This window comes from Collimonas sp. OK607, from assembly GCF_900111995.1.
Taxonomy (GTDB): Bacteria; Pseudomonadota; Gammaproteobacteria; order Burkholderiales; family Burkholderiaceae_D; genus Collimonas.
On sequence record NZ_FOKF01000017.1, the window covers coordinates 19599 to 42392 of the forward strand.

General features: G+C 55.7%; 21 protein-coding genes. 14 read left to right on the forward strand and 7 right to left on the reverse strand.

The genetic code is table 11. From position 1 onward, the window contains the following. The 11 genes from BM029_RS13105 (at position 1) to BM029_RS13155 (ending at position 14027) form a co-directional block, all read left to right on the forward strand. Complete coding sequence (locus tag BM029_RS13105; RefSeq protein WP_244545035.1) at positions 1-834, forward strand: class I SAM-dependent methyltransferase; 834 nt, start codon at positions 1-3, stop codon at positions 832-834. 54 nt (positions 835-888) lie between these two features. After that, the gene (locus BM029_RS13110; RefSeq protein WP_092436682.1) at positions 889-1821 is read left to right on the forward strand and encodes a GDP-mannose 4,6-dehydratase; all 933 of its coding nucleotides are present in this window, start codon (positions 889-891) and stop codon (positions 1819-1821) included. A gap of 73 nt (positions 1822-1894) precedes the next feature. After that, a complete protein-coding gene (locus BM029_RS13115; RefSeq protein ID WP_092436802.1) occupies positions 1895-2866 on the forward strand; it encodes a GDP-mannose 4,6-dehydratase in 972 nt (323 codons plus the stop codon). A gap of 13 nt (positions 2867-2879) precedes the next feature. Then, positions 2880-4361: a mannose-1-phosphate guanylyltransferase/mannose-6-phosphate isomerase gene (locus BM029_RS13120; protein WP_211482475.1), complete on the forward strand. Its 1482-nt coding sequence runs from the start codon at positions 2880-2882 to the stop codon at positions 4359-4361. After that, positions 4361-5182, forward strand: a complete 822-nt coding sequence (locus tag BM029_RS13125) for an ABC transporter permease (RefSeq protein ID WP_092436684.1) — start codon at positions 4361-4363, stop codon at positions 5180-5182. The genes BM029_RS13120 and BM029_RS13125 overlap by 1 nt, the downstream gene beginning before the upstream one ends. After that, positions 5182-6438: an ABC transporter ATP-binding protein gene (locus BM029_RS13130; protein WP_170851075.1), complete on the forward strand. Its 1257-nt coding sequence runs from the start codon at positions 5182-5184 to the stop codon at positions 6436-6438. Before BM029_RS13125 ends, BM029_RS13130 begins: the two co-directional genes overlap by 1 nt. Beyond that, complete coding sequence (locus tag BM029_RS13135; RefSeq protein WP_092436688.1) at positions 6435-7835, forward strand: glycosyltransferase family 4 protein; 1401 nt, start codon at positions 6435-6437, stop codon at positions 7833-7835. Before BM029_RS13130 ends, BM029_RS13135 begins: the two co-directional genes overlap by 4 nt. Continuing rightward, entirely contained in the window at positions 7810-8949 is a 1140-nt protein-coding gene (locus BM029_RS13140; protein WP_244545036.1) for a glycosyltransferase family 4 protein, read from the forward strand. The genes BM029_RS13135 and BM029_RS13140 overlap by 26 nt, the downstream gene beginning before the upstream one ends. Before the next feature lie 122 nt (positions 8950-9071). Then, complete coding sequence (locus BM029_RS13145; protein ID WP_092436692.1) at positions 9072-10220, forward strand: glycosyltransferase family 4 protein; 1149 nt, start codon at positions 9072-9074, stop codon at positions 10218-10220. A 143-nt stretch (positions 10221-10363) separates the two neighbouring features. Continuing rightward, positions 10364-12151 (forward strand): GGDEF domain-containing protein, encoded by a 1788-nt coding sequence (locus tag BM029_RS13150; RefSeq protein ID WP_170851071.1) that lies wholly within the window; start codon positions 10364-10366, stop codon positions 12149-12151. Positions 12152-12254: 103 nt separating this feature from the next. Further along, positions 12255-14027, forward strand: coding sequence for a DUF885 domain-containing protein (locus tag BM029_RS13155; protein ID WP_092436696.1), 1773 nt, complete (start codon positions 12255-12257; stop codon positions 14025-14027). 42 nt (positions 14028-14069) lie between these two features. Here the strand turns inward: BM029_RS13155 and BM029_RS13160 are convergent, their stop codons facing one another. Next, complete coding sequence (locus tag BM029_RS13160; protein WP_092436698.1) at positions 14070-14969, reverse strand: LysR family transcriptional regulator; 900 nt, start codon at positions 14967-14969, stop codon at positions 14070-14072. A 147-nt stretch (positions 14970-15116) separates the two neighbouring features. Between BM029_RS13160 and BM029_RS13165 the strand changes: the two genes are divergently transcribed. Next, a complete protein-coding gene (locus BM029_RS13165) occupies positions 15117-16124 on the forward strand; it encodes an aldo/keto reductase (RefSeq protein ID WP_092436806.1) in 1008 nt (335 codons plus the stop codon). Positions 16125-16148: 24 nt separating this feature from the next. Here the strand turns inward: BM029_RS13165 and BM029_RS13170 are convergent, their stop codons facing one another. Together BM029_RS13170 and cadR are read right to left on the reverse strand one after the other, a co-directional pair. Then, positions 16149-17030, reverse strand: a complete 882-nt coding sequence (locus BM029_RS13170; protein WP_092436700.1) for a LysR family transcriptional regulator — start codon at positions 17028-17030, stop codon at positions 16149-16151. A gap of 18 nt (positions 17031-17048) precedes the next feature. Then, positions 17049-17504, reverse strand: coding sequence for a Cd(II)/Pb(II)-responsive transcriptional regulator (cadR, locus tag BM029_RS13175; RefSeq protein WP_092436702.1), 456 nt, complete (start codon positions 17502-17504; stop codon positions 17049-17051). Positions 17505-17649: 145 nt separating this feature from the next. Between cadR and BM029_RS13180 the strand changes: the two genes are divergently transcribed. After that, positions 17650-19935, forward strand: coding sequence for a heavy metal translocating P-type ATPase (locus BM029_RS13180; RefSeq protein ID WP_092436704.1), 2286 nt, complete (start codon positions 17650-17652; stop codon positions 19933-19935). Positions 19936-19983: 48 nt separating this feature from the next. Next, the gene (locus tag BM029_RS13185; RefSeq protein WP_092436705.1) at positions 19984-20853 is read left to right on the forward strand and encodes an MBL fold metallo-hydrolase; all 870 of its coding nucleotides are present in this window, start codon (positions 19984-19986) and stop codon (positions 20851-20853) included. Positions 20854-20897: 44 nt separating this feature from the next. Here BM029_RS13185 and BM029_RS13190 read toward each other — a convergent pair whose 3' ends face one another. Genes BM029_RS13190 through BM029_RS13205 form a run of 4 tightly spaced genes read right to left on the reverse strand, consistent with a single transcriptional unit; the run spans position 20898 to position 22755 of the window. Beyond that, positions 20898-21128 (reverse strand): RNA-binding S4 domain-containing protein, encoded by a 231-nt coding sequence (locus tag BM029_RS13190; RefSeq protein ID WP_061539267.1) that lies wholly within the window; start codon positions 21126-21128, stop codon positions 20898-20900. 26 nt (positions 21129-21154) lie between these two features. After that, entirely contained in the window at positions 21155-21442 is a 288-nt protein-coding gene (locus BM029_RS13195; protein WP_092436707.1) for a hypothetical protein, read from the reverse strand. A 31-nt stretch (positions 21443-21473) separates the two neighbouring features. Next, positions 21474-21857 (reverse strand): MAPEG family protein, encoded by a 384-nt coding sequence (locus BM029_RS13200; RefSeq protein WP_092436709.1) that lies wholly within the window; start codon positions 21855-21857, stop codon positions 21474-21476. A 28-nt stretch (positions 21858-21885) separates the two neighbouring features. Next, the gene (locus BM029_RS13205) at positions 21886-22755 is read right to left on the reverse strand and encodes a KPN_02809 family neutral zinc metallopeptidase (RefSeq protein ID WP_092436711.1); all 870 of its coding nucleotides are present in this window, start codon (positions 22753-22755) and stop codon (positions 21886-21888) included. Positions 22756-22794: the final 39 nt, after the last annotated feature.

Below are 22794 nucleotides of genomic sequence, written 5' to 3' on the forward strand. Positions count from 1 at the left end.
ATGTTCAAAAGATTTTTCGGCATCAAAAAAAGCAAGGCCGTTGTTCCTGAAGCGCATGCCACGGTGACGGTACCGCCAGCGGTGGCGATCGATTCGTTTCATGTAGGCTTGCGTGATGCCTTGGAAAGTGGCTGGTACCTGCACGAAAGCAGTGAACTTTATCGCGGCTTTGTCATCAGTGCTGAAGATGTGGTGCTCGATATCGGCTGCGGCGACGGCGGCAACTCGCTGTTTTGCGCGAACCACGGCGCGCATGTAATCGTGGCTGACATCGATGCGGCGAAGGTGGAGTCCACCATGCAACGTCTGGCGGAAACCCCGGCGCGGATGGTGCAGGGAATAGTAGGCGATGCCAATCCCTTGACGCTGGCAGATGGCACAGCATCCAAAGTGGTGTGCATGGAAGTGCTGGAACATGTCGACGACACAGCGCAGTTTTTGAGCGAACTGGTCAGGGTTGGCAAGTCGGGCGCGCATTACCTGCTATCGGTACCGGATCCGGTACAAGAGACCTTGCAGAAAGGAGTGGCTCCGCCTTGGTATTTCGAGAAGCCGAACCATATCCGCATTATTCAGCGCGACGAATTTGAAAAAATGGTGACAGATGCCGGCCTGGTGATCGAACGGCACGAGTACTTCGGTTTCTACTGGTCAGTCTGGTGGCTTTTTTTCTGGATTTGCAAGGTCGATCTGAGCAATGCAAGTCATCCTTTGCTGGATAACTGGGCAAAGACTTGGGAAACGTTGATGGACACTCGGGAAGGTGAGCAAGTCAGGCTTGCATTGAACAATTTCATGCCGAAAAGCCAGGTCATTATTGCGCGCAAGCCGTAATGGAAAGCGCGGTATGTATTTAACCGAACAACGGCAGGGAAGGATTGACTGCATATGAAACGTTTATTTATAACCGGGCAGTCGGGATTTGTAGGCCTTGCTTTTGAGCGCGCACGCGCGCATGTGGTCGCTGCACAGGGTTGGGAGCTGGTGTTGGCAGACACTCCTTACGATTTGCTTGACCCGGATTCGCTGGAGCGTGTACTACGGCAGGCGTGTCCGGATGCCGTGATCCATCTTGCCGGCCAGACCTTCATACCGGAAGCATTTCGCGATCCGGCGCACACCCTGGACGTCAATCTCAAGGGAACGCTTAACCTGCTGCAGGCACTACAGCGGAGCGGCTTCAACGGGACTTTTCTATATATCAGTTCCGGCGATGTCTACGGTCGGGTGAGTCCGGAATTCTTGCCGATCAGCGAGCAGCAGCCGGCACGTCCGCAGAATCCCTATGCAGTCAGCAAGGCCGCGGCAGAATTGTTGTGCTACCAGTGGAGCTGCAATATGCCTTGGCGCATTCTGGTTGCACGTCCGTTTAACCACATCGGCCCGGGGCAGCGAGAAGATTTTGTGATCTCTAGCGTCGCACGGCAATTGGCGCGTATCAAGCTGGGACTGCAAGGCGCTGGCATTTTAGTTGGCGACGTCGATGTCAGCCGTGATTTCCTTGATGTGGAAGATGTCATTTCAGCATATCTGGCGCTATTGGAAAAAGGTCAGAATGGGGAAATCTACAATGTTTGCTCAGGCAAGGAGTATCTGATTCGCGACATGATTGCCAGCATGCTCTACCTGACCGAGATAGATGTCGCGATCGAACGAGATCCAACGCGTTTGCGGCCGTCCGACCTGCGCCGGGTGCAGGGTAGCAATCAAAAAATCGCGCTGGCGACAGCATGGACGCCGCGCATTCCGATGCAGCAGACTTTGCTGAGCGTTTTGTCGGATTGGGATGCCAGAGTGGCGGCGGAGAGCGCCAAGCGGTGACTCCCGGGCCAGACGCAATTGAAATGAGCAGAGCAAGAGTAAAGCAAAAATAGAAATGACGGAGATAGACGCGATGACAAAAACTGCATTGATTACCGGTATCACCGGACAAGACGGCGCCTACCTTGCCAAGTTGTTACTTGATAAGGATTACAAGGTTTACGGTTTGCTGGCAAGACGCAGCAGCGATACCTTGTGGCGCTTGCGAGAGCTGGGAATTGTGGAAAGACTGCAATTCATTGAAGGCGACCTGGCAGATGCCACCTCAGCAATCAGGGCGGTGTGCCAGTCGCGTCCTGATGAAATTTATAACCTGGGCGCGCAAAGTTTTGTCGGCACTTCCTGGAACCAGCCGGTGGTAACCGGCATGGTAGATGGCTTGGGCGTGACGCATATGCTGGAAGCGATTCGCCAGTTCAGTCCCGAGTCGCGTTTCTATCAAGCTTCCACCAGCGAGATGTTTGGCTTGATCCAGGCTGAACACCAGGATGAAAGCACGCCGTTCTATCCACGCAGTCCTTACGGCGTGGCCAAGCTCTACGGCCATTGGATCACCGTCAATTACCGGGAAAGTTTTGGGTTGCATGCATCCAGCGGCATCCTGTTCAATCATGAATCGCCTTTGCGCGGCATAGAATTCGTCACGCGCAAGGTAACTGATGCAGCGGCACGCATCAAACTCGGTAAACAAAAGGAACTCCGGCTTGGCAACATCGACGCCAAGCGCGACTGGGGTTTTGCCGGCGACTACGTGGAAGCAATGTGGTTGATGCTGCAGCAAGCACAAGCCGATGACTATGTAATTGCCACCGGCGTCACCACCAGCGTGCGCGATATGTGCCGTATCGCTTTCTCTCATCTTGACCTGAATTATGAAGATTACCTGGTAATCGATCCGCAACTGTTCCGGCCGGCCGAGGTGGACGTCTTGCTTGGTAACCCGGCTAAAGCTCTGCGGAAATTGGATTGGAAGCCGAAAACCGGTCTCGAGCAATTGATCCGGCAAATGGTTGACGCAGATTTGCGTCGCGTCGGTAAAGAATAAGGGGGAGATAAAAATGCGCACTCCAGAACCCGGTATCCCATTAACAGCAACCGCAGTGATTGTTCCGGTGGTGCTTTCAGGCGGCGCCGGCGCGCGCCTGTGGCCGGTGTCGCGCGAAGGGCATCCCAAACCATTCATCAAACTCCCGGACGGCAAGAGTTTGCTGCAAAAAACCTATCAGCGAGTCGCCCAGCTCGGCATCCGTGGCGACATTCTGAGTGTCACCAACCGGGATTACTACTTCCAGAGCAAAGACGAATTCACGTCGGCCGACCTGGGTATCCATCATCGGCCGCATTTCATACTTGAACCGTCGGGTCGTAATACGGCGCCTGCGATTGCTGTCGCCGCATTGTCGTTGCGCGCGCTGCATGGCGACAATACCATCATGGTAGTGATGCCTGCAGACCATCTGATCAAAGACGTCGAACGATTTTCAGAAGCTGTGCATCACGCGGTGGAAGTCGCTAAACAGGGCTATCTGGTGACCTTCGGGGTGCGGCCGCTGACGCCCGAAACCGGCTACGGTTATATCGAATGCGGCGCAGAAATCGATACGGCAGGAGCCGCCAGGGTAAAGCGTTTCATCGAAAAGCCGGATGCGGAACGGGCCGCCGCCTTTGTCGAAAGTGGCAAACATTTATGGAATGCCGGCATATTCTGCTTCTCGGTGTCGACTTTTTTAACTGAGCTGGAAAAGTACGCGCCTGACATCCTGTCGCTGGCCAGTACATGCATCGAAGCCAGTCCCGCCAGTCCTTCGGCCGGTGTCTTGCTGCAGGAACTGGATGGGAACAGTTTCGTGGCGATGCAAGATATTTCAATCGACTATGCGGTACTGGAGCGCTCTGACCTGGTAGCGGTGATACCGGCTAGTTTTGACTGGAACGATATTGGTTCCTGGGGCGCTTTACGACAGCTGGTGGAGCCGGATGAACAGGAAAATCGCGTGCTGGGCGAAGCTGTGCTGATCGACAGCAGGAACAATTACATATACTCCGAGCAGCGTCTGGTGGCGACAGTCGGCGTCAATAACCTGATCGTCGTGGACACGCCTGATGCGCTTTTGATTGCGCATCCGGATCATGTTCAGAATGTGAAGAAGATTGTGCATCAGCTCAAGAGTACCGAGCACGATACGTATAAATTACATCGCACTGTGTTTCGGCCGTGGGGCAGTTATACCTTGCTGGAACAGGGACCGAATTTCAAGATCAAACGCATCGTCGTCAAGCAAGGCGCATCACTATCGCTGCAGATGCATCATCATCGCAGCGAGCATTGGGTGGTGGTGCATGGCATGGCCAAGGTGGTCAACGGCGAGAAGGAAATCTACGTCAACACCAACGAATCTACCTATATCCCTGCCGGAACCAGGCATCGCCTGGAAAATCCGGGCCTGCTGGAGCTGGTCATGATAGAAGTGCAGAGCGGCGCTTACCTGGGTGAAGACGATATCGTGCGCTTTGACGATAAATACGGCAGGTGCAAATAATGTCGAATATACGGTCGCAGAGCAAGACTCAAACCATTTTGAGCTCGCTGTGGCACTACCGTGGCTTCATGCTCGGCAGCGTCAAGCGCGAGTTCCAGGCGCGCTACCGCAATTCGATGCTGGGTGCCGTATGGATGGTGCTAAACCCGCTGGCAATGATCGTGGTGTATACGGTGATTTTTTCGCAATTGATGCATGCGCGTTTGCCTAATGCCAGCAGCCAGTTTGCCTATGGGATTTATCTGTGCGCCGGCTTGCTGACCTGGGGCTTTTTTACCGAGACCGTATCGCGCATGCAGAACGTGTTTCTGGAAAACGGCAACATGATCAAGAAGCTGAATTTCCCACGCATTTGCCTGCCGATCATCACGGTAATGAATGCGGGGGTGAATTTCTCCATCATCTTCGGCTTGTTCCTGGGATTCCTGCTCATATCAGGTAATTTTCCAGGCTGGGCTTTCCTTGGCGTGCTGCCATTGCTGTTGATACAAATACTGTTCTCTATCGGCCTGGGCATTGTTCTTGGCGTGCTGAACGTATTTTTCCGCGACATCGGCCAGCTGTTCGGCATCGTGCTGCAGTTTTGGTTTTGGTTTACGCCGATTGTGTATACGGTCACCACCTTGCCCGCAGGGGTGCAAGGCTTGCTCAAATTTAATCCGATGACAGCTCTGATGATTGCCTACCAGGGGATTTTCGTCAGCGGCGCGTGGCCGCAATGGAGCGATCTGTGGGTAGTGACCTTGTTGAGCGTTGCCCTGTGTATTTTCGGCTTGCAGCTGTTTCGCCGGCATGCAGGTGAAATGGTGGATGAACTATGATGGGTAAGATCACGGTTAAAGGTTTAGGCAAAGCCTACAAGACATATCGCGGACGCTGGGCGCGCCTCGCTGAATGGGTGCTGCCTTTTGCAGGGCCGCGGCATCAGTTGCACTGGGTTTTGCAGGATATCGATTTCGAATTGGCGGCTGGCGAAGCTGTCGGTATTGTCGGCGTCAACGGCGCTGGAAAAAGCACGCTTTTGAAAATGATCGCGGGGACTACCCAAGGCACCGCCGGTACCATCGACATTCAGGGAAGGGTGGCGGCGCTGCTGGAACTCGGCATGGGTTTTCACCCGGATTTTACCGGCAGGCAAAACGCCATCATGGCTGGCCAGTTGCAGGGCCTGAGAGCAGAGGAAATCGAGGCGCTGATGCCGGCTATCGAGGCATTCGCCGAAATTGGCGAATACATGGATCAGCCGATACGAACTTACTCCAGCGGAATGCAGATGCGGCTGGCATTCAGTGTTGCAACGGCCAGTAGGCCGGACGTGCTGATTGTCGATGAAGCCTTGTCCGTCGGCGATGCGTATTTTCAGCACAAGAGTTTTGAACGGATCAGAGAGTTCCGCCGCGCCGGCACTACCCTGTTAATTGTGTCGCATGACCGTTATGCCATCCAGACCATTTGCGATCGGGCCATACTGCTTAACCACGGGCGTTTGGAAATGCAAGGCAGTCCGGTGGAAGTGATGGATTTCTATAATGCGATGATGGCCGAGCGCGACCGTAGCACGGTCCGGCAAGAACGCCAGCCGGATGGAAAGGTGAGAACCATTTCCGGAACCGGCGAAGCCAGTGTTTCCGAGGTCAGGCTGCTGGACGACGAGGGCAGGGAACTCGACGTGGTTGAAGTCGGCGCCTACGTTACGCTGGAAGTCCGGGTTGCGATCAACTCCGAAGTGCCGCGTCTGGTGATGGGCTACATGATCACGGACAAGCTGGGACTAGCTGTATTCGGCATCAATACCCACCGCCTGAACAAACCGCAGACCGATTTGCAGGTGGGAGAGGATCTGGTTTATCGCTGGCGCTTTGCCATGAATCTCGGCAAAGGTAATTATGCGATTTCGATTTCCCTGTCGAAACTGGATTCTCATCTTGATACCAACTATGAGTGGCGTGACTACAGCGTCGTTTTCCATGTTGTCAATACGCATCGGCCTGATTTTGTCGGTTGCGCATTCCTGGAGCCCGAAGTGGCGGTGGTGAGGTCGCTCGGAAATACTCGCAAGGATGGTTTAGCGGCATGACCAGATTCCTTATCGAATGTACTTACGTATTTCATCATCCCGAAATGAATTCGGGGATACAACGCGTCGTTCGCAATATCATCAATCATCTGCCGTTGGTGCAGGACGATGCAGTGTGCATTCCCGTCATATTCAAGGATGGGAAGATACTTGAAGTCAAACAGCTGGCGCCGACGCATACAGATGATTGGCGTAGCCGGTTGCAGCAGAAACTGGAAAAAGTTGCAGTGAAGCTGGTGCAGGTACGCAATCGTTACTGGCTGATCCACGCGCGTCTACTGCGATTCCGGCCATGGATTGCTTCTCATAATATACGGCGGGTGACGTACGTCGTATGTCGCCTGGTTAGCCTGTCGTTCGTATTGCCTTTATATCTGACCGAATGGGTTCTCAGGAAAACCGAGGAACAGCCGCGTGCGTTTGAAATGGAATGTCGCGCCGACGATGTCCTGGTATTGCTGGATTCATCATGGCATGCCGATTTTTTTCCTGTGGCGGAGCGGTTGCAGCAGGAAGGCGTGGCTATCGTCTCGGTTATCTACGATCTGATTCCGTTGACCCATCCCCAATTTTGCGACGGCCCGCTGGTGCAGGTATTCGATCGCTGGTTTGACTGGATTGCCAATACGGCGGATGGCTTCATTGCGATTTCGAGCACCATCCGTGACGAGGTGCGAGACGAGGTACAGCGACGCTTGGGCAAGGAGCGAGTCGTTTCACGCTGGTTCGATTTCTTCCATCTTGGTTCCGAGCTCGATCAGATTGATCCAAACCAGTCGGTACGTCCGGTAGTGGAGAAGTTGTTTTCGTCCGACCGCGCCATCTATCTGATGGTCAGTACCATCGAGCCGCGTAAGAATCACACCTACCTGCTGGATGCTTTCGAGCATTTGTGGCGGGACGGCAGCGATGTCGTATTGTGCTTCATCGGACGCATAGGCTGGAAGAATGAGCGTCTGATCGCGCGCGTGAAAAAACATCCTGAACTGAAGCGGCGCCTGTTCATGTTCAACGATCTTAGCGACGTCGAGCTGGAGTATTGTTATAGTCGCGCGAAAGCGCTGGTCTTCCCTTCATTCGTGGAGGGCTTCGGCCTGCCGCTGGTAGAGGCGCTGAAACGTGGTTTGCCGGTGATGGCGAGCGACATTCCGGTATTTCATGAGATAGGTGGCGAATTTATCAGCTATTTTGATTTGCATCGGCCGGAATCATTGTCCCGGCAGGTACAAAAATATGAAGACAGCGGCATTTTTCCAGCGACGCGAGATGTGGCGGACTGGTCTTGCCTGAGCTGGGAAGATTCGACGCGCCAGCTTATACAGCGGGTCGGGCGCCAAGTACAAATTCAGCAGTGCGTGCAAAGTGAATACGATGAAACTGACCATTGCCCTGAATAGCAAAATCCTGCGCGCGCCGCGTACCGGTATCGGCAACTATGTTGCTGAACTGGCGCAGGCGTTGCAGAAAATTCCGGATCTCGGAATGCACTATTTCTCAGGCTCGCGCTGGCAAGATATGCTCGTTAGCACGCAGATGGCCGGTTACTCGCGTTGGGCCGGCGCCGCCAGGCGTTTGCCGGGCGCCTACGTCTTGCGGCGGACGCTTGAGCAGCAATGCTTTAACCGCGGGGCAAATAAGTTACGTCCGGATGTGTATCACGAACCCAGTTTATGGCCGTTCAATTTTTCCGGCCGGACGGTGATGACGGTGCATGATCTGACGCATATTCATTATCCGCATACACAGCCTAAAGATCGCCTGAAGGAAATTGAGCGCAGGTTGCCATCGGCCCTGGTGCGTGTCAGCCGGATCTTGGTTGATTCCGAATTTATCGGGCACGAGATCAAGAAATATTTCGGCTTGCCGGAACAAAAAATTGTGGTGGCGCCGCTGGCCTGTTCCAGCATATTTCACCCCAGGGTTGAACAGCAGCTGGCAGCGCGCCTCCAAAAACTTGGCCTGGCCTGTCGCGGTTTCATCCTGTCGGTCGGGACGCTGGAGCCACGTAAGAATCTACTGCTGACGCTGAAGGCGCACGCGCGTTTGCCATTACCGTTGCAGGAGCGTTTCCCTCTGCTGGTGGTCGGCATGCCAGGATGGCAGGCCGAGGAATTGAACGCTGCGTTGTCGCAAGCGATCAGTTCCGGCCATGTGCGTTTGGCGGGTTATCTGGATCAGGCGGACCTGGCTTGCGTCATGGCGGCAGCCAGGATCATGGTGTTTCCTTCCTTGTATGAGGGCTTTGGCTTGCCGGTTCTGGAAGCGATGGCCAGCGGCACACCGGTGATTGCCACGGCCTGCGCCAGTCTGCCTGAAGTGGCCGGCCCGGCCGGGACTTATGTCGATCCGCAGGATGAGGTCGGATTGACGGAGCAGATGCGTCGCCTGATTGAGGATGACAGCGCCTGGATGGCGCAGCGTCTCGCCGGCTTGGAGCGGTCTGCGCAGTTTTCATGGAAAAAATGCGCAGCGATCACTGCCGACGTGTATCGGCAGGTCGCTAATGATTAAAGTTAAGTAATAAGTTAAGTAATGTTATTTGTTGTTGCAGTAGGCAGTCCGTATAAATAGAAAAATAGCCTTTCACTTCATGTTGAATCGGAAGATGGGGCAGATGACGAGAGGAGTATGCAATGCGGGTTCTTCATTTCTACAAGACTTATCGGTCGGAATCGTATGGCGGGATCGAGCAAACCATTTATCAGTTATGTAAATGCTCGTCTGCCAGCGGCATCGAGAGCGAAGTACTGACACTCAGCGATAATCCCGATCCGGCCGAATTGATGTACGAAGGCCATAAGGTGCATCGGGTCAAACTCGACTTGCAAATTGCTTCGACCGGATTTTCGTTTACTGCGCTTAAGCGTTTTGCGCAGCTCGCGGCCGAGGTAGATATCGTGCATTACCATTTTCCGTGGCCGTTCATGGATCTGGCGCATTTCGTTACGCGCATGAACAAGCCGAGTGTGGTTACCTATCACTCAGACATCGTGCGCTACAAAACACTGTTGCAGTTGTATCGGCCGCTGATGCATCGTTTCCTCGACAGCGTCGACGCGATCGTCGCCACGTCCCCTAATTATCTGCAAACCAGTTCAGTACTGGCCGGATACAGAGACAAGACGCAGGTAATTCCAATCGGACTCGACAAGGACAACTATCCAGCGCCGTCTGCGACGCGGATGGAAGAGTGGAGAAAGCGGATCGGTCCGCGTTTTTTCTTGTTTGTAGGCGTTATCCGCTATTACAAGGGTTTGCATATCCTGCTGGATGCGGCGCGAGGAACCGACTATCCGATTGTGATTGTCGGCGCCGGGCCGATTGAGCAGGAATTGAAACGGCGCGCCGATGAGCAAGGACTACGTAATGTGATCTTCCTGGGGACGGTGAGCGATGAAGACAAGGCCGCATTGTTGCAGTTGTCTTACGCAATCGTATTTCCGTCGCATTTGCGTTCGGAAGCATTTGGCATCTCCCTGCTGGAAGGGGCGATGTACGGCAAGCCGATGATTTCCAGCGAGATCGGCACTGGCACCAGTTATATCAACAACCACGGTGAGACCGGACTGGTGGTTCCACCCAGCGATCCTGAAGCCTTCCGGCAGGCCATGCAGCAACTGTGGGATAACCCCGGGCAGGTGCAGGCCATGGGCACGCGCGCACAAGCGCGTTACCAGAAATTGTTCACTGCAAGGTTGATGGGGGAGAGCTATGCCACGTTGTATCGTGACGTGCTGGCAATGCACGGGCAGACGGAAACACAGGTGAGCCTGGGGACCTGAACAGTCGGACGGGTCGAGGCAGCGACGGATTGTGATAGGATCGCTGAAAAAATAATCTATTGAAGTTAAAGCATAAATAGATTTTAACTATTATGAACAATCAGCTACATTCTTTGACTTAATTTGTACGCATGTTATTTCGTATGCCGCTCAATCGCCTGTTTTGGCTGATTTCGATCTTGCTGATGCTGCTTTTTCTGACCTTGATCGGCCGGATCGTAAGCAGCGAATGGTCCGTATACGAACGCAGTACAAAGAGCATGCCCGCCATTAAGAATTTGCAGCTGGCATTGCTGGTGGAAGAAGCGCTGGCGGCCGAGCGCGGGCCTGTCAATTCGATGTTGACGCAAGAATCGGACGATGCCACAGAGGTGTTTGCCAGACTGGAGCTGGCGCGTTCCGCAAGCGATCAATCGCTGGCAACCTTGCATCATGCTCTGCAAGTACAAGCTGACCCGGCGCTGGCGCCAGTACTTGCGCAGGTGGAATCGACACAGCAAGCGCTGGCGGCGGCACGTAAAGAAGCCGATCCTTTACTAGTCGGGCCGAAACCGCAGCGCGACATGGCCGCCGTCGGTAGCGCACTGGAAATGATGGCCCATGCGATCGGTGTTTTTGCGCCGGCAATTACCACTTTGTCCGGTATTGCGGTCAAGTCGGATGCACAGCTTAGCGACGGTTTGCAAGGCGCTCAGCTAGCCTCCAGTTTGCGCAATATTGCGGGACAGATAGGATCTGTCCCTATCGCTCCGGTAGCCGCCCGGCGTCCCTTTACCGTTCAGGAAATCTACGCATTCTCCAAATTGTCGGGACAGATTGAACAGTTGTATTCAGTGATTGAACTGCAACTGCACACGTACAGCGGCAATCCAGCCGTGGAAGTGGCCCTGAATACGGTGCGTGATCAATACCTTGGCGCCGGCCTGGGTTTCCTGGATGAATTGTTCGTCATCGGGCGCAGTACGGGAAACTACGGTTTGAGCGCCCATGATATGACCGCACGCTATGTGCCGAAAATGGCGGCGATTCCGCACCTGCGCGATCTGGTCCTGGCCGAGATGCTCAAGCAAGCCGACTATAAAAACAGGCAGGCGGCCTATGTACTGTGGGCGGCAACCGCCCTGGGTGTTATTGCTCTGGGTATTTTCATGTTGCTCATGCGGGTGATACGACAGCGCGTCCTGCGCCCGATTCTTGATGCTACCGATCTCTTCACATCGCTGGCCGAGGAGCGTTTGAGCACAGCTATTCCGATACCAAATCATGACGATGAGATTGGCGCCATGATGCGCGCGATACATGTATTGAAGGCCCATAGCCTGGCCAAAGTTCGCCTCGAAAAACAACGCGAGGAGTTGATTGCCCAATTGCAGACGTTGTCCGACACGGATTTCCTGACGGGACTGTTGAATCGCCGTGCATTCTTTTCGCAAGGCGAGCAGCAATTCGGTATCGCTCAGCGTTATCGGCGGCAGTTGGTGCTGATCCTGATGGACGTTGATCATTTCAAGGCAGTCAATGACCAGTACGGGCATCCGGCGGGCGATCAGGTGCTGCGTGGCGTGGCGGACCTGTGTCGGCGATATCGGCGCAAGGTCGATCTGCTGGCACGTTACGGCGGCGAGGAGTTCATCGCGCTGTTGCCGGAAATCGACTTGTCTCAAGGGCTTGCCGTCGCAGAGAAATTGCGCAGCGCCATCGATGCCTGCCATTTACGGCTGGATGATGGCCAGATCGTCAATGTCACCGCCAGTTTTGGCGTAGCGGCTTTTGATTGCGAGGTTGCCGATAGCGACGCGAGTCTTGAAGGCCTCATCGAACGCGCCGATCAGGCCTTGTATCAAGCCAAGCATGCTGGCCGCAACAGGGTAGTGGCGTCGCCGCAGCGTAAATTTGACGAATCGTTGCCGTCACCTGATGTTCCGGTTTGAGATAGTGTCCCCAAGGGGGAGCGCGATGGTGAGAAAGGAATTTCTGTTGAGAAATTTTCCGACGTGATTTGCTAGAATGGCGGGCTAATCTTCGGAGACATGGATGAACAAATTCCTTTTTATTTTTACGCTGCTTTTCAGTCTTCTATTGGCGCCGCTCAGCTACGCCGCAACGCCCCGTCAGCAACTCAATACGCTCTTTGCCGGCGACTGGCAGTGGAGCATGCGCAACACGCCAGAGTTTGCCACGGCGGTTGGCGACAATCGCTTTAACGACCGTTTGTCGGATGTTTCGTTGGCAGCCAGCCTGGCAGGCAATCTCCACCAGGAGCAGATGCTGGCCCAGGCCAAACGCATTGACCGCAACAAGTTAAGCGGCCAGGATCTGGTTTCTTACGATCTGTTCGTTTATGAAAAACAGAAGAACATCCAGGCCGCTAAATTCTACCCATACAATCCGGAACCGATTTCGCAACTGAACGGTGTCCAGTTCGAGTTTCCGCAGCTGGTTGCGCAAACGCCATTCAATACAGCCAAGGATTATCGCAATTACCTTGGGCGCCTGCGGGCATTGCCCAAGTATGTCGATGGCGTGATCGCGCAATTGCAGCAAGGCGTCAAATCCGGTTGGGTAGCGCCCAAAGTGACGATGAGCGTGGTTCCGGGGCAGCTCCGGGAATTTGTCGCCAAGCTCGATAGCAGCCCGTTGGCAGCCCCGTTCAAAGATATGCCTGCATCGATTCCGGCGGCACAGCGCGCCAGGCTGGCGGGCGAAGGCGACCGACTGCTGCAGCAAGATGTGGCGCCGGCTTTCCGCAAACTGGACGCTTACATCAGCGACACCTATTTGCCAGCTTGCCGCGACAGCATAGCGGCGTCAAGTTTGCCCGGCGGTGCGGCCTATTACGCCTACAAGGTCAAGGAAAATACCACCACCAGCATGACGCCGCAAGAAATCCACGAGGTCGGGCTGCAGGAAGTGGCACGGATTCAAGCGGAAATGAAACTGGTGATGCAGCAGACCGGATTCAAGGGCACGTTTGCAGAGTTCATCACTTTCCTGAATGCAGATCCGCGTTTCTACTACACCAAACCTGAAGATCTGCTGGCAGGCTACAAGGACATCATCAAGAAATCATCCGCGCAGTTGCCGCTTTTTTTTGCCGATATTCCCCGCGCCGCGGTCGATGTGAAACCGGTGCCGGAAGTGGGTGCTGAGAACCAGGCCGGTGCTTACTATGAGCCCGGAACGCCGGATGGTTCGCGGCCGGGTTATTTCGTTGCCAACCTGTCGAAGCTGGATTCGCGTCCCAAGTGGGAAATGGAAACTCTCACCCTGCATGAATCGGTGCCGGGCCACCATTTGCAAACCGCGCGCGCCCAGGAAATAAAAGGCTTGCCTGAGTTCCGGCGCTTCGGCTGGTACGTTGCATTCGGCGAAGGCTGGGCGTTGTATGCCGAAAGCCTGGGAGGCGAAATGGGTTTCTATACCGATCCCTATTCGAAGTTCGGGCATCTCAACGATGAGTTGTTCCGGGCTGCCCGCCTGGTGGTCGATACAGGGATGCATGCACTGGGCTGGACGCGGCAACAGGCGATCGACTACATGAACGTCAACACGGCCAATCCACCGCACGACAACCAGGTCGAAATCGATCGCTACATCGTCGATCCCGGCCAGGCCCTGGGTTACAAGATCGGTCAGTTGAAGATCAAGGCCTTGCGTGAAAAAGCGCAGCAGGAATTGGGCAGCAAGTTTGACCTGCGGCGCTTTAACAACGCCGTCATCGACAATGGGGCCTTGCCGCTGGATATGCTGGAAACGCAGATTAACAGTTGGATTGCACAGCAGCAAAAAGCGGCGGCAGCCGTCTAGTTGATCGGTGCCTGAGCTGGCCTTGCGATGGTTCCGGCCGGCTCAGGTGTAGCGCGCCGCCAGCAATTTGGCGATCCAGTCGACAAACACCCGCACGCGCGGCGACAGGTGTTTATTGTGGGCGTACACCACGGATACCGGCAAGGGCACCGGTTTAAAATCCGGCAACACTTCTTCAACGGCGCCGCTCTCCAGCAACTCTTCCAGACCGAAGCGCGGCGCTTGTATCAATCCTAGTCCGGCGATGCAGGCGGCCAGGTAAGCCTCCGAGCTGGCCACCGAGATCTGGCCGGAAAGCTTCAGAAAACGCGGTTCGCCATCCTCCAGATATTCCCAGCCAAGGTCGCGCCCGGTGCGGCTGGAAAAATAATTGACCACCGTGTGATGCTGCAAATCGCCCAAGGTCTGCGGCCGGCCGTGGCGATCCAGGTATGACCTGGCTGCACAGTTGATCTGTTCCATGCTGCCGATGCGACGCGCGATCAGGCTGGAATCGCTGAGCGGACCGGCACGCACCACACAGTCGACCGCTTCGCCGATCAGGTCGACGAAGCGGTCCGTGACACTCAACTTGATCTGCAGATTCGGATACTGCGCAAAAAAATCCGGCAACGCGGGAATCACGACCGTATGCGCCAGACGTTCCGGCAGGTCGACCCGGATCACGCCGTGCGGCTGTAACTGGTCATGCTGGAACAGGGTATCGACATCTTCGAATTCGGCTAATAATCGGGTGCATCGATCAAGGTAGGTGATGCCTTCATCGGTCAGCGTTACCTTACGCGTGGTTCGCTGCAGCAGGCGCACGCCGATGTGTTTCTCGAGTGCCTGAACCGCATTGGTGACGGTTGCCGGCGGCAAATTCAACTGCTCGGCTGCGCGACTGAAGCTGCCCAGTTCGGCGACGCGTGAGAAGACTTCCATTGCTTGAATCCGATCCATGGGCACCCCTATTCCCGACTATTAGTAATTTTCGAATAAAGAAATCATTTTATGCGCATTTATTAATCCTTGGGCGCAGACAATAATGTGTTCATGGCGGCCAGATCCGGTTTCGCCTTTTCCATCGAATACATGAAGGATGTCATTATGAAAATGCAAAAACTAGGTAGTACCGGCCCGCAATCTTCCATCATCGGCCTCGGCTGCATGGGCATGTCCGACCTGTACGGCCCGGCCGATGAAACCGAAAGCATCGCCACGCTGCACGCAGCAATCGATGCCGGCGTCAATTTGCTGGATACCGGCGATTTTTATGGCATGGGACATAACGAAATGCTGATCCGGGAAGCGCTGCGTACCCGCAATCGTGATCAGGTGCTGCTAAGCGTTAAATTCGGCGGCATGCGCGATCCTGCCGGTAACTGGAGCGCCATCGATGGCCGGCCTGAAGCCGTGAAGAATTTCCTGGCTTACACTTTGCGTCGCCTGGGTACGGACCATGTCGATATTTACCGCCCGGCGCGGCTTGATCCGGCAGTGCCGATTGAAGAAACGGTGGGCGCCATCGCCGATATGGTGAAAGCAGGGTACGTGCGTCACATCGGTTTGTCGGAAGTCGGCGCGCAAACCCTGCGCCGGGCGCAGGCAGTGCATCCGATTTCGGATCTGCAAATTGAATATTCGCTGGTGTCGCGCGGTATCGAAGCCGAGATCCTGCCGGTTTGCCGTGAGCTCGGCATCGGCATTACTGCCTACGGCGTGTTGTCGCGCGGTTTGATCAGCGGACACTGGGGCAAGGACAAGGTGTTGGCGCCTGGCGATTTTCGTGGCCGCAATCCACGTTTCACGGGCGGCAATCTGGCGCACAACCTGGCATTGCTGGATGCCTTGAACGTTATCGCTGCCGACAAACAGGCGACTGTGGCGCAGATTGCTATCGCTTGGGTAATGTCGCGCGGCGCGGATATCGTGCCGTTGGTCGGCGCGCGTCGCCGTGACCGCCTGGCGGAATCGTTGGGGGCATTGAATATCCAGCTGAGCGCCGATGATCTGGCGCGGATCGAGGTAGCAGTGCCTGCCGGTGCAATCGCCGGCGAGCGTTATGCGCCAGTCATGATGGCCCATCTCGATAGCGAACAGCGCCACTCTGGTTGAGTGTTTTTTTATGAAACCCGGGTGCTAAAGCTTTAGTTGCAGGAAATCCAGAAAGCAGGTGATGCGTCGCGCCAGCTGGGTATTCCTGTAGTACACCGCATGGATTTGCTGCCGGTAACCGTTGTTGTGGTCTGCGAGGATTTCAACCAGCGTCCCTCGGGCGATATCCTCGCGCACCATGAAAGCCGACAGGCAAGCAATCCCAAGCCCATGTAGCGCCAGTTGCCGTATGGTTTCGCCACCGGATGCCGATAGCGTCGGACTGATCGTTAGCAGCTCTTCCTGTTGCTGCCGTAGCGGCCAGCTGTTGAGCGATTCCGGCTGCGTGAAGCCAATCAGCTGATGTTGCTTCAATTCTTCCGCGTTGGCTGGCGTGCCATGCGCGTGCAGGTAATCGGGGCTGGCGACGATATGCAGCAGGCTGGCTCCCAGCCGGCGCGCATGCAGTATCGAATCTTGCAACGCACCGTGGCGGATGGCGATGTCGGTGCGTTGTTGCAGCAAGTCGATATTCTGGTCGTTGCTGGTCAGTTCAAGCGTAATGTTCGGATAGTTGCTTCGAAATTCGGCTATGTGCGGCACTATGCAATGCAGCATGAAAGGCGGCGAGGCGTCTACCCGCAGTCTTCCCGATGGCCTTTGATGGCGCACCTGGATGGCTTCTTCCGCTTCCTCCATCGCCGCGATAATCGTGCGCGCCTTTTCCAGGAAAAGATGGCCCTCTTCGGTCAGTTCCATACGGCGCGTGGTGCGGGTCAGGAGCGAGGTGGCCAGCTTCTGTTCCAGCCGCGACAATGCGCGGCTCAAGCCGGATGTGGTTTGGCCCAGTTGCTCGGCGGCGGCGCTGAGTGTACCGTTGTCAACCACGGCGATAAAAATGCGGAGATCGTCTGAGTGAATATTCATCGTCGAGTATCGAGCGGGCTAGTGGACGCCACCGCCATGGCTGCCAAGATTGGCCGGCGTGTCGTCTTCCATGCTGGCCAGTCCTTGCAGGATGCCGCAATCCTTGGCGGCCTGGCTTTTCTGGCATTGCTTGCGCAATTGCTTCAGTTGCGTTTGCAACGCCTTCAACTCGCTGATCCGGTTGGCGACATGCTCGATATGGTGGTCCAGCAAGGTATTGACTTCAGCGCAGTTGTCTTCCGGCAAATCGCGAAACTGCAACAGTTTGCGTACTTCATCCAAGGTCATGTCCAGCGAGCGGCAATGGCGGATGAATTGCAGGCGTTCGATATGCGCCTGTCCGTATAGCCGGTAATTGCTTTGAGAGCGCGCCGCCAGCGGCAGCAAGCCTTCACGCTCGTAATAACGGATGGTTTCGACCGGACAGCCGGCGTGACTGGCCAGCTCGCCGATTTTGAGTGAAGTTGCGCTCATGATTGTTTTTTTCCTGTTACTTCAAACTAAATCCTTGACCTTATAGTAGCTACAGGGTTTTAAATATGCAAGAAGTAATCAATTGTTGGTAACTAATTGATTCATTGCGTTATTGAACAAGACCCGGATCAAGGAGAACTACACCATGGGCCGTTGTGAACACGACCATCACGATCATCAACATAAGCATCATCATCAACGCGATCATGAGCACCCGCATGCGGATGCGGGTGCCATGGCTGTCAGCCGTGCGCCATTGGTTGCCGGCGCCGAGCAGGCCGTGTTCCTGATCCAGAAGATGGATTGTCCGACTGAAGAAAAACTGATCAGGGACAAGCTCAGAGGCATGGCCGGTATCGACACCATGCAATTCAATCTGATCCAGCGCGAGCTGACGGTCCAGCATCGTTTGCCGTCGGTGGATGCTATCGTGGCCGCCCTGAAAGCGCTGGACATGGAGCCGGCGCTCAAATCGGACACGCTGACCGGCGCGGTTGATCTGACCGAAGGCATGGGCGATGGCGCGTTCAAGATATCCCGGAAAAAGTGGCTGCTGATGGCAATCTCCGGCATTACCGCTGTCGGCGCCGAGGTCGTGGTCTGGAGCGGCGGCCAGGACAATTCATGGCTGGTGATCGGCCTGGCGCTGATTGCGATCCTCAGCGGTGGTCTGGATACCTTGAAAAAGGGTTGGATAGCGCTACGGAACTTCTCTCTCAACATGAATTTCCTGATGTCGCTGGCGGTGATCGGTGCTGCCGTCATCGGCCAATGGCCGGAAGCAGCAGTTGTGATCTTCCTGTTTTCGCTGGCGGAAATGATCGAGGCGTTGTCGCTCGACCGTGCGCGCAATGCAATCAAAGGGCTGATGGCGATGGCGCCCGATCTGGCGACTGTGCAAGACGCCAACGGCGAGTGGCGAGAAATTGCTACCGGCGAGGTGGCGTTAGCTGCGTTGATCCGGGTCAAGCCGGGTGCGCGGGTGCCGTTGGACGGACTTGTGACGGACGGCCAAACCACCATCAACCAGGCTGCCATCACCGGCGAGAGCATGCCTGTGGAGAAGCAGGCAGGCGATCAAGTGTTTGCCGGCACGATCAACGAGCGCGGCTCCTTTATCTATCGAGTGACAGCGCTGCAAGGCAACTCGACTCTGGCGCGCATCATCAAGAGCGTGCAGCAAGCGCAGGGCGAGCGGGCGCCGACGCAGCGTTTTGTCGATCAGTTTGCGCGCTATTACATTCCGGTGGTGGTGTTGGCTGCGATACTGGTCGCCACCTTGCCGGCATTGCTGATGGGCCTGGCGTTTTACCCATGGCTGTACAAGGCGCTGGTGCTGCTGGTGATCGCTTGTCCTTGTGCGCTGGTGATTTCTACGCCGGTGACAGTGGTCAGCGGGCTTGCTGCGGCGGCCAGGAACGGGGTGTTGATCAAGGGCGGGGTGTACCTGGAGATGGGGCGCAAGATCAAGGCCCTGGCATTGGACAAAACCGGCACGCTGACGCAGGGCAAGCCGCGTGTCACCGATGTCCAGCTGGTGCAGCCGCTGGCTGATGCCGATGGCCCCGGGTTATTGCAATTGCAGCGTCGGGCGGCGAGTCTGGCCAGCCGTTCCGATCATCCGGTATCGGGCGCAGTCGCGGCGCATTGGCAAGCATCGGGCAATACAGAGAATCTGTTCGAAGTCGGCGCTTTCGAAGCGTTGACCGGCCGCGGTGTGCAGGGCGAGATCGACGGCCAGCAATTCTATCTGGGCAATCATCGTCTGGTGCATGAAATGAATATTTGCAATCCAGCCCTGGAGGCGCGTTTGTCGGCGCTGGAGAACGAAGGAAAAACCACCGTGGTGCTGTGCTCCGCCACGCAGCCTTTGCTGATTCTGGCGGTTGCCGACACGGTGCGCGATACTGCCGCGGAAGCGGTGGCCAGATTGCATGCGATCGGGGTCGAGGCAGTCATGCTGACCGGCGACAACGCGCATACCGCGCAAGCCATCGCGGCACAGGTTGGCATCAGCGACGCCCGTGGCGACCAGTTGCCGCAAGGCAAGCGCGATGCCATCAATGAGCTGCGTCAGCGCTATGGCTACGTCGGCATGGTGGGGGACGGCATCAACGACGCACCTGCGCTGGCGCAGGCCAATATCGGATTTGCGATGGGGGCGGCGGGCAGCGATACGGCGCTGGAAACGGCCGACGTCGCGCTGATGGATGACGACCTGCGCAAGGTCGCGGATTTCATTCGCTTGAGTAAAAAGACGCATACGGTGCTGATGCAAAATATCATCTTGGCGCTGGGCATCAAGGCAATCTTTCTGGTGCTGGCCCTGACTGGCGAAGCGACGCTGTGGATGGCGGTGTTCGCCGACATGGGCGCGAGCTTGCTGGTGGTGTTTAATGGATTAAGACTGGTGCGCGCATTGCGTACTTAATGCCTATTCATATATAGTCATTTCTAGTTAAGTTAAGGATGCGGTCAAATGGCAAGCCCACAAATAGAAGTCATTTTCGATCGAGATACGTCCACGTTTACCTATGTGGTTTATGCTGCGGCGGGTAGCGAGTGCGCGATTATCGATTCGGTGCTTGGTTACGACCCGATTGCCGGCCACACTTCAACCGCATTGGCTGACCGTGTGATCGAGTTCGTGCGCAGCAAGGACTTGAAGGTGCAATGGCTGTTGGAAACCCACGCCCATGCCGATCACATTTCGGCCGCACCGTATCTGCGGCAACATCTGGGTGGCGCTATCGGCATTGGCAATCAGATCAAGGTGGTTCAGGGCGAGTTCAAAAAAATCTTCAACCTGCAATCGGAATTTTTGCTGGACGGCACCCAGTTCGATTATTTGTTCGCACCCGACGAAGTTTTCCACATCGGCAACTTGCGAGCGCAAGCATTGCATGTGCCGGGACATACGCCGGCTGACATGGCTTATCTGGTGGGGCAGGATGTGGCGTTTGTCGGCGATACGCTGTTCATGCCGGACCTTGGCTCAGCGCGCTGCGACTTTCCCGGAGGCAGCGCCAGCAGCCTCTATAAGTCGGTGAGCAGGTTGTTGAGTTTGCCGCTGTCGACCCGGCTGTTCGTGTGTCACGATTATCCGCCCGATGGCCGGACTCCGGCTTGCGAGGCGACCGTTGCCGAGCAACGCGAAAAAAACATCCATGTGCGCGATGGTATCAGCGAGGATGAGTTCATCGCCATGCGTAACCGGCGCGATGCCACGCTGGGTTTGCCAACTTTGATGCTACCTTCGATTCAACTCAATATCTGTGCCGGGGTGTTGCCCGCAGCAGAAGACAATGGCGTGCGCTATTTGAAGATCCCGCTGAATATTGTCTTATGATGCGGCTAAAAGAGCGGTGACTACCGTCTCTTGAAGGCTATCGATCAGCCGGCACTGCGCCGCGGCAGCACATAGATAAGAAGGTCGCCGATGGTCACTTTTTGACCGGCTTGAATCTTGCAAGTCTTGCGCAGTTCGATTTTTCCGTCGACCGCCACCACGCCGCTGGCAACCAGTGCTTTGCCGGCGCCGCCACTGTCGCACACGCCGGTCAGCTTGAGCAGTTGATTGAGTTCGACGTAATCGCTGTTGAGGCGTAATTCCAGTTGTTGCATAGTATTCCGATGAGATAAATAAGTGTTCAGGCGTTGGCTGTGCGGTTCAGCGCCAGTTGTGCCTGGTCCAGCCAGCCGTGCAGATGGTCCAGCAGATCCTGCTGGCTGAACGAGCAGCTTTCTTCGGTGAACAGGCTGCCTGTTTCCAGCCGTTCGAGAAAATTTTCCGCCACTTCCGCAAAGCGGGGCGGCAGAGACGAGAGCAGCGCAGCCTGCGCACGCCAGGTTTGGCATAGGGAGGCTACGCTGCTGCCGTTATTCTGCAATGCGCTTACGGCGTCGCGCAGTAGTTGAATGGTGTCTTGGTGCTGCATGTTGCAATTATCTATATGCTGGTTATCTAGTTTAGTGGGTTAGTCCCGCCAATACAAACAAGCCGATCGCAGCGGCAAACGCAACACCCCACACGGCCGAACGCAGGCTAGGCTGATCTTTCAGATACAAGACGGTATAGACGATGCGGGCGACGATGAAGATCACTGCCAGCAAATTCAATATGTTTTGTGCGGCATGCACCTGCTGCGCAATGATTACGCCGGCGGCAAAAAACGGGAACGCCTCGAAATGATTACGGTGCGCATAGTCGGCACGACGCCGTATGCCCGATTGCTTTTCTAGCCAGGCGCGCGGTTCGGCGTTGTCAAAATCCGGACGGCCACGCTTGGCGATCACGATTGTAAATAACGGCATCAATCCAGCTATCAGTACGCACCAATAAGCAATTGTCATAGGTCTTCCCGGTTAACGAAACATGCCATCAGAGTGTCTTTACTTCAAATGTATTGCAGGATTTGACTTCGCCGCTGCTGATACCTTGCTTGAACCAGCGTACCCGTTGTGCCGACGTGCCATGGGTGAACGAGTCCGGCACGACATAACCTTGCGCCTGTTTTTGCAAGGCGTCGTCACCGATCGCCGTAGCGGCGTTCAGCGCGCCTTCGATGTCGCCTTGCTCCAGGATGCTGCGCGCCTGGTTGGCGTGGAAGGCCCAGACTCCGGCCAGGCAATCTGCCTGCAGTTCGAGCCGCACCGACATGGCGTTCTTCTGTGCTTTCGACATCTGGCGCTCGGCGCTGTTGACCTTGTCCATGATGCCCATCATGTTTTGCACGTGATGGCCGACTTCATGGGCGATCACATAAGCTTGCGCGAATTCGCCGGATACATGAAAGCGCTGCTGCATCAATTGATAAAAGCTGAGATCAATGTATACCTTGCGATCGCCGGGGCAATAAAAGGGACCGGAAGCGGTTTGGCCGGTACCGCATGCAGTTTGGGTAGTGCCGGAAAACAGTTTTAGTGTCGGCGCCGCATAAGTCTTTCCATTGGCGCGGAAAATCTGGGTCCAGACGTCTTCGGTGTCGGCCAGCACGGTGCGCACGAATTTGGTCTGTCGGTCTTCTGCCCGCACGGCGCGGTTGGGCCCGGGGGCTTGCTGCGACTGTGGCTGGCTGGCCGGGCCTCCGCTTAGCAGGCTAAGTACGGTAGTCGGGCTGATGCCGAAGAAATACGACGCCACCAGTGCAATGGCGATAGTGCCAAGCCCGATGGAACGGCCGCCACCGAAACCGCCGCCGCCGCGGTCGTCTTCGACGTTGTCACTTTCCCGATTGCCTTCCCATTTCATGGCTGCTTCCCCTGTTGATGTTAGTAGGCAATTTTAACG